14 protein-coding genes are annotated in these 13549 nt (G+C 67.7%); 12 read left to right on the top strand and 2 right to left on the bottom strand.

Annotation, left to right across the window (positions count from 1 at the left end; genetic code table 11):
• Positions 1 to 5: 5 nt before the first annotated feature.
• Positions 6 to 512, bottom strand: coding sequence for a Holliday junction resolvase RuvX (gene ruvX, locus RIC54_RS25455; RefSeq protein WP_350093794.1), 507 nt, complete (start codon positions 510 to 512; stop codon positions 6 to 8).
• An 84-nt stretch (positions 513 to 596) separates the two neighbouring features.
• Between ruvX and gatC the strand changes: the two genes are divergently transcribed.
• From gatC to RIC54_RS25495, 8 genes are all read left to right on the top strand, one after another.
• On the top strand, positions 597 to 884 hold the full coding sequence (gene gatC / locus RIC54_RS25460) for an Asp-tRNA(Asn)/Glu-tRNA(Gln) amidotransferase subunit GatC (protein WP_007669490.1): 288 nt from the start codon (positions 597 to 599) through the stop codon (positions 882 to 884).
• Positions 884 to 2365, top strand: a complete 1482-nt coding sequence (gene gatA / locus RIC54_RS25465; RefSeq protein WP_350093798.1) for an Asp-tRNA(Asn)/Glu-tRNA(Gln) amidotransferase subunit GatA — start codon at positions 884 to 886, stop codon at positions 2363 to 2365. The genes gatC and gatA overlap by 1 nt, the downstream gene beginning before the upstream one ends.
• A gap of 3 nt (positions 2366 to 2368) precedes the next feature.
• Complete coding sequence (gene gatB / locus RIC54_RS25470) at positions 2369 to 3841, top strand: Asp-tRNA(Asn)/Glu-tRNA(Gln) amidotransferase subunit GatB (protein WP_350093801.1); 1473 nt, start codon at positions 2369 to 2371, stop codon at positions 3839 to 3841.
• Positions 3842 to 3940: 99 nt separating this feature from the next.
• Positions 3941 to 4270: a cupredoxin domain-containing protein gene (locus RIC54_RS25475; protein WP_350093804.1), complete on the top strand. Its 330-nt coding sequence runs from the start codon at positions 3941 to 3943 to the stop codon at positions 4268 to 4270.
• 23 nt (positions 4271 to 4293) lie between these two features.
• Complete coding sequence (locus RIC54_RS25480) at positions 4294 to 6525, top strand: ATP-binding protein (protein ID WP_350093807.1); 2232 nt, start codon at positions 4294 to 4296, stop codon at positions 6523 to 6525.
• Positions 6522 to 6944, top strand: a complete 423-nt coding sequence (locus RIC54_RS25485) for a response regulator (protein WP_350093811.1) — start codon at positions 6522 to 6524, stop codon at positions 6942 to 6944. The genes RIC54_RS25480 and RIC54_RS25485 overlap by 4 nt, the downstream gene beginning before the upstream one ends.
• 1 nt (position 6945) lies before the next feature.
• Positions 6946 to 7437, top strand: a complete 492-nt coding sequence (locus tag RIC54_RS25490) for a DUF488 domain-containing protein (protein WP_350093814.1) — start codon at positions 6946 to 6948, stop codon at positions 7435 to 7437.
• A 127-nt stretch (positions 7438 to 7564) separates the two neighbouring features.
• Positions 7565 to 7714, top strand: a complete 150-nt coding sequence (locus RIC54_RS25495; RefSeq protein ID WP_350093817.1) for a hypothetical protein — start codon at positions 7565 to 7567, stop codon at positions 7712 to 7714.
• On the opposite strand, the gene RIC54_RS25500 is transcribed toward RIC54_RS25495, so the two are convergent.
• Positions 7692 to 8378 (bottom strand): HD domain-containing protein, encoded by a 687-nt coding sequence (locus RIC54_RS25500; RefSeq protein ID WP_350093820.1) that lies wholly within the window; start codon positions 8376 to 8378, stop codon positions 7692 to 7694. The genes RIC54_RS25495 and RIC54_RS25500 overlap by 23 nt on opposite strands.
• A 112-nt stretch (positions 8379 to 8490) precedes the next feature.
• Here RIC54_RS25500 and RIC54_RS25505 point away from each other — a divergent pair, with 112 nt between their 5' ends.
• From RIC54_RS25505 to RIC54_RS25520, 4 genes are read left to right on the top strand one after another with little or no spacing between them, the layout of a single operon-like run.
• On the top strand, positions 8491 to 9456 hold the full coding sequence (locus RIC54_RS25505) for a 2-hydroxyacid dehydrogenase (RefSeq protein ID WP_350093823.1): 966 nt from the start codon (positions 8491 to 8493) through the stop codon (positions 9454 to 9456).
• Positions 9457 to 9468: 12 nt separating this feature from the next.
• A complete protein-coding gene (locus RIC54_RS25510) occupies positions 9469 to 10896 on the top strand; it encodes an amidase (protein WP_350093826.1) in 1428 nt (475 codons plus the stop codon).
• 36 nt (positions 10897 to 10932) lie between these two features.
• Entirely contained in the window at positions 10933 to 12360 is a 1428-nt protein-coding gene (locus tag RIC54_RS25515; protein ID WP_350093829.1) for an amidase, read from the top strand.
• A 13-nt stretch (positions 12361 to 12373) separates the two neighbouring features.
• On the top strand, positions 12374 to 13546 hold the full coding sequence (locus RIC54_RS25520; protein ID WP_350093832.1) for an acyl-CoA dehydrogenase family protein: 1173 nt from the start codon (positions 12374 to 12376) through the stop codon (positions 13544 to 13546).
• Positions 13547 to 13549 lie beyond the last annotated feature (3 nt).

Here is a 13549-nt window from a genome sequence, read left to right on the forward strand (position 1 = left end):
GGAGACTACTCCGGAGCGGGCGGCGCAAACCCGGTGCTGCGCGGTGCGGGCTCCGGCAGGGCGTCCAGGGCGGCTTGCAGGATCCAGGCGGCGGCCGCGGAGTCGATGGATTTCTTGCGCTTGCCGCGGGTCAGGTCGGCTTCGGAGATCATCGCGCGCTCGACCGCCTGGGTGCTCATCCGCTCATCCTGGAAGATCGTCGGCAGGTCGTGACGCAGCAGCAGTTCGGCCGTGAGGTCGCGGGTCGACTGGCAGCGAGGACCCTCGGTGCCGTCCATGTTCAGCGGCAGGCCGACCACGAAGCCGCCGATGTTGCGGCTGCCCACCAGGGCCAGGATCTCGGCGGCGTCCTCGGAGAATTTGCGCCGGCGGATGATAGTCACCGGCGAGGCGACGCGCAGGGCGGCGTCCGATACCGCGATACCGATGGTTTTGGTCCCGAAATCCAGGCCCATAAGCCTTGCGCCGGGGCCGAGCAGGCGGTGCAGGTCGGCAGGCTTGCAGATGGCCATGGTGGGTGTTAGCTTCCGCGCTCCGAAACGGCGGAAATCCGCCGTTTTCCGGTTTTCATGTTTGTCTGGAACGGTCTTTACCCCATGTCGCTCGACAAGGCCACCGTCGCGTCCATCGCGACACTCGCCCGCCTTCGTGTTCCCGAGGATCGCCTGGAGCCGATGGTCGCCGATCTGAACGCCATCCTCGGCTTCGTCGAGCAGCTCAATCAGGTCGACACCGACGGGGTGGAGCCGCTCGCCAGCGTCACCGGCCATTCGCTGCCGCAGCGCGAGGACGCCGTTACCGACGGCGGCTACCCCGACCGGGTGACGGCGAACGCGCCGGACGGCGGCAATGGCTTCTACGCGGTGCCGAAGGTGGTCGAGTGATGGCCGGCATCCTCGACCTCGATCTCGTCGCCGCCCGCGATGCCCTGCGCGCCCGCGAGATCTCCAGCACCGAACTGACGTCGGCCTACCTGTCGCGCATCGAGGCAACGGCCGATCTGAACGCCTACATCACCGTGACCGCCGACAGGGCGCGGGCGATGGCCAAGGCATCGGACGAGCGGCTGGCCAGCGGCGAGGGCGGAGCGCTGGAAGGCCTGCCGATCGCGGTGAAGGACCTGTTCTGTACCGAGGGCGTGCTGACCACCGCGGCGTCGCACATCCTCGACGGTTTCAAGCCGACCTACGAGTCGACCGTGACCGCCAACCTGTGGGGCGCCGGTGCGGTCATGCTTGGCAAGACCAACCTGGACGAGTTCGCCATGGGCTCGTCCAGCGCGACGTCCTTCTACGGACCGCCGGTCAACCCGTGGCGTGGCGCCCAGGATAGCGAGACCAAATTGGTTCCCGGCGGCTCGTCCGGCGGCTCGGCCGCTGCGGTTTCCGGCTGGGCGGCCCTGGCCGCGACCGGCACCGACACCGGTGGTTCGATCCGCCAGCCGGCCAGCTTGACCGGCATCGTTGGCATGAAGCCGAGCTATGGCCGCTGTTCGCGTTGGGGCATCGTGGCGTTCGCCTCGTCGCTCGACCAGGCCGGGCCGATGACCCGCACGGTGCACGACGCCGCGGTCATGCTATCGGCGATGGCCGGTCACGATCCGAAGGACTCTACCTCGGCCGCCGAGCCGCTGCCGGATCTGGAGGCGACGCTGGACAGCGGCGTGAAAGGCCTGCGGATTGGCGTGCCGGCCGAGTACCGCGTCGATGGCATGCCGGCCGAGATCAGCGAGATCTGGGCCAAGGGCATCGCCTGGCTGAAGGACGCCGGTGCGGAGATCGTCGACATCGCGCTGCCGCATACCCGGTACGCGCTGGCGACCTACTACATCATCGCGCCGGCCGAGGCGTCGTCGAACCTGGCGCGATATGACGGGGTGCGCTACGGCCTGCGGGTCGACGGCGGCAGCCTGGACGAGATGTACGCTAACACCCGCGGCGAGGGCTTCGGCGCCGAAGTGCAGCGCCGGGTGCTGATCGGCACCTATGTGCTGTCGGCCGGCTACTACGATGCCTACTACCGCAAGGCCCAGCGGGTGCGATCGCTGATCCGCCGCGACTTCGACGAAGCCTTCGGCGAGGTCGACGCGATCCTGACCCCGACCGCGCCATCGGACGCCTTTGCGATCGGCGCCAACGAGGACGACCCGGTGAAGATGTACCTGAACGACGTGTTCACGGTGCCCGCCAGCCTTGCCGGCCTGCCGGGCCTGTCGGTGCCGGCCGGGCTGTCGGCGCGCGGGCTGCCGCTGGGGCTGCAGGTTCTGGGTCGGATGTTCGACGAGCCGATGGTGCTGCGGGTCGGCCGGGCAATCGAGAAGGCAGCCGCCTTCAGTGCCCGACCCGCCATGCTGGAAGGGGTCTGAGCGATGTCAGAGCCGTATCGCATCCAGGGTGAGACCGGGGCCTGGGAGGTGGTGATCGGGCTGGAGGTCCACGCCCAGGTGATCTCCAAGTCCAAGCTGTTCTCCGGTTCGGCCACAACCTTCGGCGCCGATGCCAACACCCAGGTCAGCCTGGTGGATGCCGCCATGCCGGGCATGCTGCCGGTGATCAACCGCGAGTGCGTCGACCAGGCGGTCCGCACCGGCCTGGCGCTGGAGGCGAAGATCAATCCGGTCAGCGTGTTCGACCGCAAGAATTACTTCTACGCAGACCTGCCGCAGGGCTACCAGATCAGCCAGTACGAGCAGCCGATCGTCGGCGAGGGCGTGGTCCATCTCGACCTGCCGGACGGCGAGACCAAGGAAGTCGGCATCGAGCGGCTGCACCTGGAGCAGGACGCCGGCAAGTCGCTGCACGACCAGCATCCGACGAAGTCCTACATCGACTTGAACCGGTCGGGCGTGGCGCTGATGGAGATCGTCTCCAAGCCCGACCTTCGCTCGCCGGAGGACACGGCCGCCTACATCAAGAAGCTGCGCTCGATCCTGCGCTACATCGGCACCTGCGACGGCAACATGCAGGAAGGCTCGATGCGCTGCGACGTGAACGTGTCGGTGCGCAAGCCCGGCGACGCATACGGTACGCGCTGCGAGATCAAGAACGTCAACTCGATCCGCTTCGTCCAGCAGGCGATCGAGTACGAGGCGCGCCGTCAGGTTGAGATCCTGGAGGAAGGCGGCAGCATCCGGCAGGAGACCCGGCTGTTCGACGCCAACAGGGGTGAGACCCGCTCGATGCGCTCCAAGGAAGACGCCCACGACTACCGCTACTTCCCGGACCCCGACCTGTTGCCGCTTAAGCTCGATGCCGAGCGCGTCGAGGCGCTGAAGGCAGCGTTGCCGGAACTTCCGGATGTGAAGAAGGCGCGGTTCATCGCCGAGTACGGTCTGTCGGTCTACGATGCCTCCTCGCTGATCGAGGAGCGCGCGACCGCCGACTGGTACGAGGCAGTGGTCAAGGGCGGCAACGGCAAGCGCGATCCGAAGATCGCCGCCAACTGGACGATCTCCGAACTGTTCGGCGCGTTGAACAAGGCCGGCCTCGACCTCGCCGACAGCCCGGTCTCCGCCGACGCGCTGGGCGGGCTGATCGACCTGATCGGCGACGGCACGATCTCCGGGCGGATCGCCAAGGACGTGTTCGCCGAGATGTTCGAGACCGGCAAGGATGCCGCCGCGATCGTCGAGGAGAAGGGGCTGCGCCAGGTCTCCGATACCGGCGCGATCGAGGCGATCGTCGACGCCGTGCTGGCCGAGAACCAGGACAAGGTCGCCGAGTACCGGTCCGGCAAGGACAAGCTGTTCGGGTTCTTCGTCGGCCAGACCATGAAGCGGTCCGGCGGCAAGGCCAATCCCGGCATGGTCAACGATCTGCTGAAGACCAAGCTGGCAGGATGACACCTCTGCCCGGCAAGGCGGTGTGCGACCACGAGGTTGAGACCTGAGGCGCGCGTTGCGGTAGTCTACCGCCGGTCGAAACGATCGGGGAACGAGGCAATGGGGCAGTCATTCCGGGTCGCCGCGGCGTCCGTCGCGGTCGGGATCGCGCTGGGCTCGCTTGCAGCACTGGCCGCCGAGAGCCGGGTGGTGCAGACCGGCAAAGCATTCGAGCCGAAGGTTTTGACCGTCAAGGCCGGCAATACCGTCACCTTCGTCAACGAGGATTTCTACGACCACAACGTCTACTCGGACTCGGTCGGCAACGTCTTCAATCTCGGCATCCAGCCGCCCGGCCAGACCAACGGCGTGACCCTGGCGACGGCAGGTATCGTCGATGTTCGTTGCCGGATCCATCCGAAGATGAAGCTGGTCGTCACGGTCGAATAGCCGGCGGGCCCAGGGGACAGCGCATGTCCATCCGGTTCAAGCTGCTGGGGGCGTTCCTGATCGCCGTCGTGGCGGCGGCGGCGTTGGCGGCGGTTGCCCTGACCGCGACCTGGTCGCTCGCCGACCTGGCCCAGCGGCTGTACGATCAGCCGTTGCAGGCCATCAGCCACGCTCGATCCGCCCAGACCGCCTTCGCGGTCATGCAGCGCGCCGACACTCCCGAGGAGCGGGCCGAGCGGCACGAACAGCTGGTCTCGGACCTGGCAGTGGTGGCCGAACGGTCGCAGTCCGATGCGATGCGTGGACTGGCGGGAACGATCGCTGCCGATGTCGGTGCCTGGGCGGGTTTGCCGGACGCTTCGTCGACGCGTGCGGACATGGCTGTCGGGATTCGGGAGAATTTGGAGATCCTGGTCGAGGCGGCGGCCTCCGGCGGCTTCCGGTTCTGGCTGGAGGCCGAGCGGCTGATCGAGCAGACAAAGACGTTTACCCTGGCGGTCGTCGGCGTGGTGGCGGTCGCGGCGCTGGCGGTGGCGGCCTGGATGATCCAGACGATCGTGCGGCCGCTCGGACGCATGGAGCGGTCGATGACCGCGCTGGCGGGCGGCGAGCGCGACGTGGCGGTTCCCGATCTCGGCCGACGCGACGAAGTCGGTGCTATGGCCTCCGCCCTGGAGGTGTTCAAGGACGCCATGGCCGAAGTCCGGGATGCCAAGGAGCGGGCGGAAGCAGCGACCCGCGCAAAGTCCGAGTTCCTGGCGATGATGAGCCACGAGATCCGCACACCGATGAACGGCGTCATCGGCATGACCCGGCTGCTGCTGGACGGCGATCTTGCGGCCCGCGACCGGGAGACGGCGGGCGTGGTGCTGGACTCCGGCGAAGCGCTGATGACGATCCTCAACGACATCCTCGACCTGTCGAAGCTGGAGGCCGGACGGTTCGAGTTGGAGGCGATCGACTTCGACGTGCGCAGGTTGGTCGAGGGAACGGTGACGTTGATGATCGGGCGGGCCTCGGAGAAGGGGTTGACGTTGCAGGCCCGGGTGGCCGACGACGTGCCGCGATTCCTTCATGGGGACGCCGGCCGGCTGCGCCAGGTGCTGCTGAACCTTGTCGGCAACGCGGTGAAGTTCACCGACGCCGGGTCGGTCACCGTGCAAGTGATGCGCTCCGGCCTCGAGGACGCGGCGGTGCCTCTGGTTCTCGAGGTGATCGACACCGGCATCGGCATGGACGAGACGGCGCGCGCCCGACTGTTCCAGGAGTTCGCCCAGGCCGACGCCTCGATCGCCCGGCGCTACGGCGGGACCGGTCTTGGGCTGTCGATCTCCAAGCGGATCGTCGACCGCATGGGCGGCAGTATCGAGGTGGACAGCACACCCGGTCGGGGCTCGACGTTCCGGGTTCGGCTGTTGATCCCGGAGGGTGCCGAACCGACGGCGGAAACCGATGGCGAGATCCAGGAACTGCGGTCGCTGCACGTGCTGGTCGCCGAGGACAATATCGTGAACCAGCGGGTCGCCCGAGGGCTGCTGGAGAAGCGCGGCCACCGGGTCACGGTGGTGCCGGACGGCGCACAGGCGGTCGCCGCGGTGGCGGCCGGAGGGGTCGATGTCGTGCTGATGGATCTGCACATGCCCGAGATGGACGGCATCGGTGCCACCCGGGCGATCCGGGCGCTCTACGGAGCGCTGGCATCGGTGCCGATCGTCGCCGCGACCGCCGGTGCGATGGAGCATGAGGTCCAGGCGTGTCTCGATGCCGGCATGGACGCCGCAGTGGCCAAGCCGATCGACCCGCGTGTGCTGTTCCGCACGTTGGCGCGGGTTGTGGCCGACGCCGGGATGCAGGCGGAAGAATTGGACGAGCCGGATCCGGTCTCGCTGCTGGAAGCTGGCACCGGGGCGTTCGAACCGGCGATTTACGATGCCCTGGCCGAGCAACTCGGCACCGAGATGGTGCAGGAACTGGTGATCGCCTTCGAGGATACGGCGCGTGAGGCGCTGGCAGCGATGGCGGCGGCCCAGGGCAACGAAGACATCCGCGAAATGTTGGACGCTGCTCATGGTCTGAAGAGCGCAGCCGGATCGATCGGCCTGCGCACGGCGTGGCAGGCGGCATCTGCGGTTGAAGAGGCGGCATCCACGGGGCATATGCAGGAAGCGGTGACGGGCTGCGAGTCGCTGCCAACCGCTGTCGAGCAGGGGCTTGCCGCCCTGCGCGCCCACGCCCTCAGGACCGCCGCCGAATGACCATCGACCCCGACCGCCCGTCGCCGCCGAAGCCGCTGCCGACCTATGCCGGGCTGAGGGTGTTGCTCGCCGAGGATGAGCCGATGGCGACCAAGCTTGCCCAGGGCGCGCTGAAGGTCATGGGCATCACGGACATCGTGGCGGTGCGCGACGGCGAGCAGGCGCTGGCGGTGCTGGAGCACGAGCAGGGCCAGTTCCAGCTGATCGTGTCCGACTGGAACATGCCGAGGATGTCCGGCCTGGAGTTCCTGAAGGCGGTGCGCCGACGCTTTCCGCATATGAAGTTCGTGATGCTGACCGGCAAGGCGACCAGCGAGTTCGTGGTGGCGGCGCGCGAACACGGCGTCGACGCCTATGTGGTCAAGCCGTTCAGCCCGAACCAGCTGCGTCGGAAGATCGAATCGCTGTTCACGTTCTGAGATGGGCGGACCGGTTGACATCTGGACGGTCGGGCATTCGAACCATCCGATTGAGACGTTCCTGGCGCTGCTGCAGTCGGCCGGCGTGACGGCGGTTGCCGATGTCCGCTCGGCGCCGTACTCCCGCCGTTTCAAGCATTTCAACCGCGAACCGTTGCGATTGGCGCTGTCCGGGGCCGGCATCGCGTATGTCTGGCTGGGCGATGCACTCGGTGGCAAGCACGCCGGCGGAGTAGCACCGTCGGACGAGGTGGTATCTCAGGCGCTGGACCGTCTGGCGGATGGTGCGGATCGGTACCGGGTGGCCGTGATGTGCGCGGAAGCCGATCCGGCGCAGTGCCACCGTGCCCGGCTGGTGGCCCCGCTGCTGGTGGCGCGGGGGCATGCGGTCAGGCATCTGCGCGCCGATGGGACGCTTGAGGAGCATGGTTCGGTGCTGGCACGGATTGCCGGACGCGCCGAGACGGACCCTCGGCAGGACCGCCTGCTGTAGTTTGAGCGCATGTTGTGCGCTTGACGCGCGCACGTCGTGCGCTCATGCTTTCGCGATGTGGATGCTTGCTCTCGTCATAGCCTGCTCGTCCGCAGGCGATGTGTGTACCTACCGATCGGAAGCGGTGGTGACCAGGACGTTTGATGACTGCCAGTTCCTCGGTCACTTCATCGGTGGCCGGGCAATGGTTCAGGCCTATGGAACATTTCCGGTCGGCGATGTCTCCGTCACCTGCCGGCCGCTGGTCGCCCCGGTCACGGCTGCGGAAGCCCGCTAGCGCCGGTTTCTTCCTCCAGGCCGGCCAGGAAGGCGTGCACGATCGCGATCCGACGTTCGCCCAGCGCCCGGCCGGCGGCAGTGTTCATGGTCGCCGGCAGCTTGACGATCTTCTCCATCAGATGGTCCGCCGACCACGTGACCTCGTCCACCGGGCGGCTTCGCGCGGCGGGGTCGGTCGGGTGGAACAGCGGCCGGCCGAGTTCGGCGCCGACCGCGATGGTCCGCGCGAGGCCGATGGCGCCGACCGCGTCGAGCCGGTCGGCATCCTGCAGGATCTTGGCCTCAAGCGTTTCCGTCGGAATCCGTGCCGAGTAGCTGTGGGCGGCGATGGCGTGCGCGACGGCTGGAATCTTTGATTCCGGGAAGCCGATGCTGTGCAACAGTCCGCTTGCCCGTTCGGCGGCCATCCGGGAGGCGCGCGGCCGGTCCGGTGAGCTCTTCGGCACCGCCACGCAGTCGTGCAGGTAGGCGGCGGCCAGCACCACCAGGGTGTCGACACGGTCCCGGTGTTCCGGAGCGGCCATGATCGTGCGCGCGTTGGCCCAGACCCGGTCCAGGTGATGAATGTCATGGGCGCTGTCGGCGCCCGGGTCTTCTGCCACCAGGTCACGCAGCCGAGCGGTCCATTCGGTCTCGATGTCGTCGTGCGGCTGCGAAAGCATCCGATTGGAACCCCTTGGCATGACAAACCCGTGGAAGGGTGTTTAGCATTCCGGCCCGCGCGGTCCAGTTCTAGGATCAGCCGCGTTCCCGCCACCGAGATCGAATAGAACCATGACCGTCCGATTGCTGTACTTCGTTCCCGCCCATGCCCCCCTGCGCGCCCTGATCGAGGCTGAGCGGCCCGAGGGCTATGAGATCGTCTACCTGGAGAGCGACGACGAGGCCGAGATCCGCGCCAAGCTGGCCGATGCCGAGGTGGTGATGGTCGGGGCCAAGGTTCTGTTGCCCTGGCATGTTGAGGCGGCGCCGAAGCTGCGGCTGGTGCTGCACCAGGGTGTCGGGTACCACGATACGGTCGCGACCACGGCGTTGCGCGATCGGCAGATCCCGTTGGCCATTACCCCTGGCGGTACGCCTGAAGGGGTGGCCGAGCACGCCATCATGATGATGCTGGCGACCGGCCGCCGGTTGGCCTGGCAGGACGCAGAGCTTCGCGCCGGCCGCTGGCATTCCAACACGGTACGGGCCGAGGCGCGTGGCCTTGGCGGAGCCCGCGTCGGAATCATCGGTCTCGGCCGGATCGGCAAGCAGGTGGCCAAGCGTCTGATCCCGTTCGAGTCGGTTCTGGCCTATCACGATATCCTGGAGATGGACCCGGCGGTCGAGCACGCGCTGCGGGTCGAGCGGTTGCCGTTCGACGAGTTGATCGCCACGTCGGATTTTATCACCCTGCACGTGCCGTTGACCGACTTGACCCATCACATGATCGGCGAGAAGGAAATCGCCGCGATGAAGGACGGGGCCATCCTGATCAACTGCGCACGGGGGCCGGTGGTCTCGGAGCCCGCGCTGCTGGAGGGACTGAAGTCCGGCAAACTCGGTGGTGCGGGTCTCGACGTATTCGAGATCGAGCCGGTGGTCGGCCCGTCGCCGTTTGCCGAGTTCCGTAACGTCGTGCTGACGCCGCACAACGCACCGGGCACCCGGGACATCATGCAGCAGAAGTTCCAGCAGATGTTCGCCAACGCAAAGCGCTTCTTCAGCGGCGAGTCACTGGCCGACAAGATCGACCTGTAACCGGAGGACGTCATGGCCACCTTCACCGAATACGCCGATCACGACGGACTCGGCCTTGCCGAGCTGATCACCCGGCGCGAGGTAAAACCGGAGGAGGTGCTGGAGGCGGCGATCGAGCGGGCCGACACGGTCAATCCGACGATCAACGCCATCGTGCACCGGATGGACGCGGTTGCCCGTGGCCGGGTGGCAGCCGATCTGCCGACCGGGCCGTTCGCCGGCGTGCCGTTCCTGCTTAAGGACCTCTATGTGGGCTACGAGGGCTCGCCCGTCAGCAACGGGTCGCGGCTCTGGAAGGACTACATCTCGCCGACCAACTTCACCTATACCGAACGCTGCCGCGACGCGGGATTGGTGGTCTTCGGCCGGACCAACAGCCCGGAGCTCGGGATCGCCTGGACCACCGAGCCGGTCGCCCATGGTCCGACGCGCAATCCGTGGGACCTGGAACGCTCGGCCGGCGGGTCGTCGGGCGGGGCGGCGGCGGCGGTGGCGGCGGGCATCGTGCCGATCGCTCATGCGACCGACGGCGGCGGCTCGATCCGCATTCCGGCTGCCCAGTGCGGCCTGTTCGGCTTGAAGCCGACGCGCGGCCGCAACCCGGCCGGCCCCTATATCGGCGAGGGCTGGTCGGGCCTTGCGACCGGTCACGTGGTCAGTCGCAGCGTGCGCGACAGTGCGGCGATGCTCGACGCCACCTCCGGACCGGCCCCAGGTGATCCATACGCGGCACCGCCCCCGGCGCGGCCGTTCCTGAACGAGGTCGGCGCCGATCCCGGGCGCTTGCGGGTGGCGCTGCACACCACCGGCCTCGACGGCCGACCGCTCGACCCGGAGAACGCCACGGCCGCGAACCAGGCGGCACACACGTTGCGCGAGCTTGGGCACGAGATCGACGAGGCAATGCCGGTGTTCGACCTGGCGGCGCTCAACAAGGCGTTCCGGGTGATCATCGCCGGCAATCTCTGGAACGCCGTGTCGATGCGCTACGCCGCCCTCGACCGTGATCCGGACGGCGAGGGGCTGGAGAAGGCGACGTGGGCGTGGGCGCAGGAGGGCCGGACCTTCACCGCTTCGGATTACGCCGCCTCCCTGACCGCCATCCACGTGGCCGGCCGGCAGTTGGCGGAGTTCTTCGAGAACTACGACGTTATGCTGTCCACCACCATGCGCGAGCCGCCGGTCAAGCTCGGCACGCTGCGCCAGAATGAACAGGGCCTTGACGACTACATTCAAGACCTGATGGGCGAAATGCCGGTGACGCCGCTGTTCAACTCCACCGGCTGCCCGGCCATGTCGGTGCCCCTGCATTGGACGGCCGGGGGCCTGCCGGTGGGCATTCACATCGGCGCGGCCTTTGGTCGCGAAGACCTGCTGATCCGCCTGGCATCGCAACTTGAGCAAGCCAAGCCCTGGTTCGACCGACGGCCTGACCTCTAGGGTTCGCGAACCAGGGTCATTGAGGGATTTCGAACGATGGGTGGCTTCGGCGACTACGGACGGTACGACGCGCTTGGTCTCGCCGAGTTGATCCGTTCCGGCACGGTCTCGGCGACGGAGGTGCTGGAGGCGGCGATCGCCCGTGCAGATGCCGTGAACCCGTCGGTCAACGCCATTGTCCGCCGCCTTGACGACCGCGCGCGCGCTGCGATTGCGAGTGGAATCGGAAGTGGCCCTTTCGCGGGCGTTCCGTTCCTGTTCAAGGATCTCTACGCCTGGGAGGCCGGTGTACCGACTGGCAACGGCTCGCACTTCTGGGACGGGTTCGTGGCACCGGTCGACTTCACCTATGTCGAGCGATGCCGGGCCGCCGGACTGGTGAGCTTCGGGCGGACCGCGACCTCGGAAGAGGGTGTCAGCATCTCCACCGAGTCGGTCGCGACCGGGGCCACCCGAAATCCCTGGAACCTGGAGCGCACGGCCGGCGGTTCGTCCGGCGGCGCGGCGGCGGCGGTCGCAGCCGGCATCGTGCCGATGGCGCATGGCTCCGACGGCGGCGGTTCGATCCGCATACCGGCGGCCCAGTGCGGCCTGTTCGGCCTGAAACCCAGCCGCGGCCGCATGCCGATGGGACCATTCGTCGGCGAGGGCTGGGGCGGCTTGGCCACCGGGCATGTGGTGAGCCGCAGTGTTCGGGACAGCGCCGCCATGCTGGACGCGACGGCCGGGCCTGCCCCGGGCGATCCCTACGCGGCACCGGCACCGTTGCGTCCGTATCTGCAGGAGGTCGGTGCCGATCCGGGCCGGTTGCGGGTGGCATTGCATCTGGATGGGCTGGACGGCCTGCCGCTCGATCCGGAAAACCGCCGGGCGGTGGAGGAGACGGGCCGGCTGCTTGAGAGCCTTGGCCACGTCGTCACCGAAGCCCGACCGGCGATCGACGCGGCCGCCCTGAACCGGGCGATCATGGTGATTGTCGCGACCAACTCATGGAACACGCTGGCATTCCGTAGCGCGGAACTGGGCCGGGCACCGGACGGTGCCGGCTACCAGCGCTCGACCCGGGAGATCGCCGAGGCGGGCCGCACTCTGACTGCGACCGAGTACGCGGCGTCGGTGACGACGTTCCACCGGGCCGGACGGGTGTTCGGGCAGTTCTTCGAGGCCTACGACGTGCTGGTATCAACCACCATGCGGCGCCCGCCGTTTGCACTCGGTACAATGCTGGCGGACGAGACCGGCGGCGAGGAGTTCGGCCATCGCTGCCAGGCCGAAATGCCGGTTACCCACCATTTCAACATGACCGGCTGCCCGGCGATGTCGGTGCCGTTGCATTGGACGTCCGACAACTTGCCGGTCGGCATCCACGTCGGTGCGGCGTATGGTCGGGAGGATCTGCTGCTGCGGCTCGCCGGACAGCTTGAACAGGCGCGTCCATGGTTCGACCGCCGCCCCGATTTGTGAGGTTGCCCATCCGATGACCGGTGTATCGCTGCTCACCGAAGATCAGAACTCTTTGGTCGAAGCTGTTGGAAAAATTGCTGATCGGTTCGACGACGACTACTGGCGCAAGGCCGACGAGACCGCGAGATTTCCGCACGAGTATACCCGGGCGATTGCCGAGGGCGGTTGGCTCGGCATCGCCATGCCGGAGAGCGTCGGCGGCGCCGGCCTCGGCCTGACCGAGGCCGCGCTGATGATGGAGCGGCTGGCGAACTCTGCCGGCGCGATGGCGGCGGCGTCATCGATCCACATCAACATCTTCGGCCTGCACCCGGTTGTGGTGTTCGGCACCGAGGACCAGCAGCAGCGTTTTCTGCCGCCGCTGATTGCCGGTACTGAGCGCGCCTGTTTCGGGGTGACCGAGCCGGATGCCGGGCTGGACACCGGGCGCCTGAAGACCACGGCGGTGCGCGACGGCGACATCTACCGGATCACCGGGCGCAAGATCTGGACGTCGACCGCCCAGGAAGCGGACCGGGTTCTGATCATTGCCCGGACATCGCCGCTCGAGGCGACGCCAAAGCCGACCGACGGGCTGACCCTGTTCTACGCGCCGCTCGATCGCTCCAAGGTCGAGGTCCGGGCGATCCACAAGATGGGCCGCCATGCGGTCGATTCCAACATGCTGTTCATCGACGGGCTGGAAGTGCCGGTCGCCGACCGGATCGGCGAAGAGGGGCAGGGTTTCCGCTGCCTGCTGCACGGACTGAACCCGGAGCGCATCCTGATCGCCGCCGAGGCCATCGGCGTCGGCCGCCAGGCGCTGGCGCGGGCCGTGACCTACGCCAAGGAACGGGTGGTATTCGGTCGGCCGATCGGCCAGAACCAGGGCATCCAGCATCCGTTGGCTGAGAACTGGATGGAACTGGAGGCTGCGTGGCTGATGGTGTTGCGGGCGGCCGCGCTGTACGACGCCGGCCAGCCGTGTGGGGCCGAGGCCAACTCAGCCAAGTACCTGGCCGCCGAGGCGGCGTTCCGGGCCTGTGAGCGGGCGGTCATGACCCTGGGCGGCATGGGCTACGCGGCGGAGTACGGGGTCGAGCGGCTGCTGCGCGAGGTCCTGATCACCCGGATCGCCCCGGTGTCGCCGGAACTGATCAAGTGCTTCATCGCCGAGCGCGTGCTCGGCCTGCCGAGGAGCTACTGATCG

The sequence above is a fragment of the Thalassobaculum sp. genome (assembly GCF_040219215.1).
GTDB lineage: Bacteria > Pseudomonadota > Alphaproteobacteria > Thalassobaculales > Thalassobaculaceae > Thalassobaculum_A.

What these genes read in the sequence shown, in the direction of transcription:
- gatB (WP_350093801.1), top strand. Translation starts at nt 2,369, where the DNA reads ATGTCAGAGCCGTATCGCATCCAGGGTGAGACCGGGGCCTGGGAGGTG.
- RIC54_RS25500 (WP_350093820.1), bottom strand. Translation starts at nt 8,378, where the DNA reads ATGCTTTCGCAGCCGCACGACGACATCGAGACCGAATGGACCGCTCGG.
- RIC54_RS25515 (WP_350093829.1), top strand. Translation starts at nt 10,933, where the DNA reads ATGGGTGGCTTCGGCGACTACGGACGGTACGACGCGCTTGGTCTCGCC.
- ruvX (WP_350093794.1), bottom strand. Translation starts at nt 512, where the DNA reads ATGGCCATCTGCAAGCCTGCCGACCTGCACCGCCTGCTCGGCCCCGGC.
- RIC54_RS25505 (WP_350093823.1), top strand. Translation starts at nt 8,491, where the DNA reads ATGACCGTCCGATTGCTGTACTTCGTTCCCGCCCATGCCCCCCTGCGC.
- RIC54_RS25490 (WP_350093814.1), top strand. Translation starts at nt 6,946, where the DNA reads ATGGGCGGACCGGTTGACATCTGGACGGTCGGGCATTCGAACCATCCG.
- gatC (WP_007669490.1), top strand. Translation starts at nt 597, where the DNA reads ATGTCGCTCGACAAGGCCACCGTCGCGTCCATCGCGACACTCGCCCGC.
- RIC54_RS25475 (WP_350093804.1), top strand. Translation starts at nt 3,941, where the DNA reads ATGGGGCAGTCATTCCGGGTCGCCGCGGCGTCCGTCGCGGTCGGGATC.
- RIC54_RS25485 (WP_350093811.1), top strand. Translation starts at nt 6,522, where the DNA reads ATGACCATCGACCCCGACCGCCCGTCGCCGCCGAAGCCGCTGCCGACC.
- RIC54_RS25520 (WP_350093832.1), top strand. Translation starts at nt 12,374, where the DNA reads ATGACCGGTGTATCGCTGCTCACCGAAGATCAGAACTCTTTGGTCGAA.
- RIC54_RS25510 (WP_350093826.1), top strand. Translation starts at nt 9,469, where the DNA reads ATGGCCACCTTCACCGAATACGCCGATCACGACGGACTCGGCCTTGCC.
- RIC54_RS25480 (WP_350093807.1), top strand. Translation starts at nt 4,294, where the DNA reads ATGTCCATCCGGTTCAAGCTGCTGGGGGCGTTCCTGATCGCCGTCGTG.
- gatA (WP_350093798.1), top strand. Translation starts at nt 884, where the DNA reads ATGGCCGGCATCCTCGACCTCGATCTCGTCGCCGCCCGCGATGCCCTG.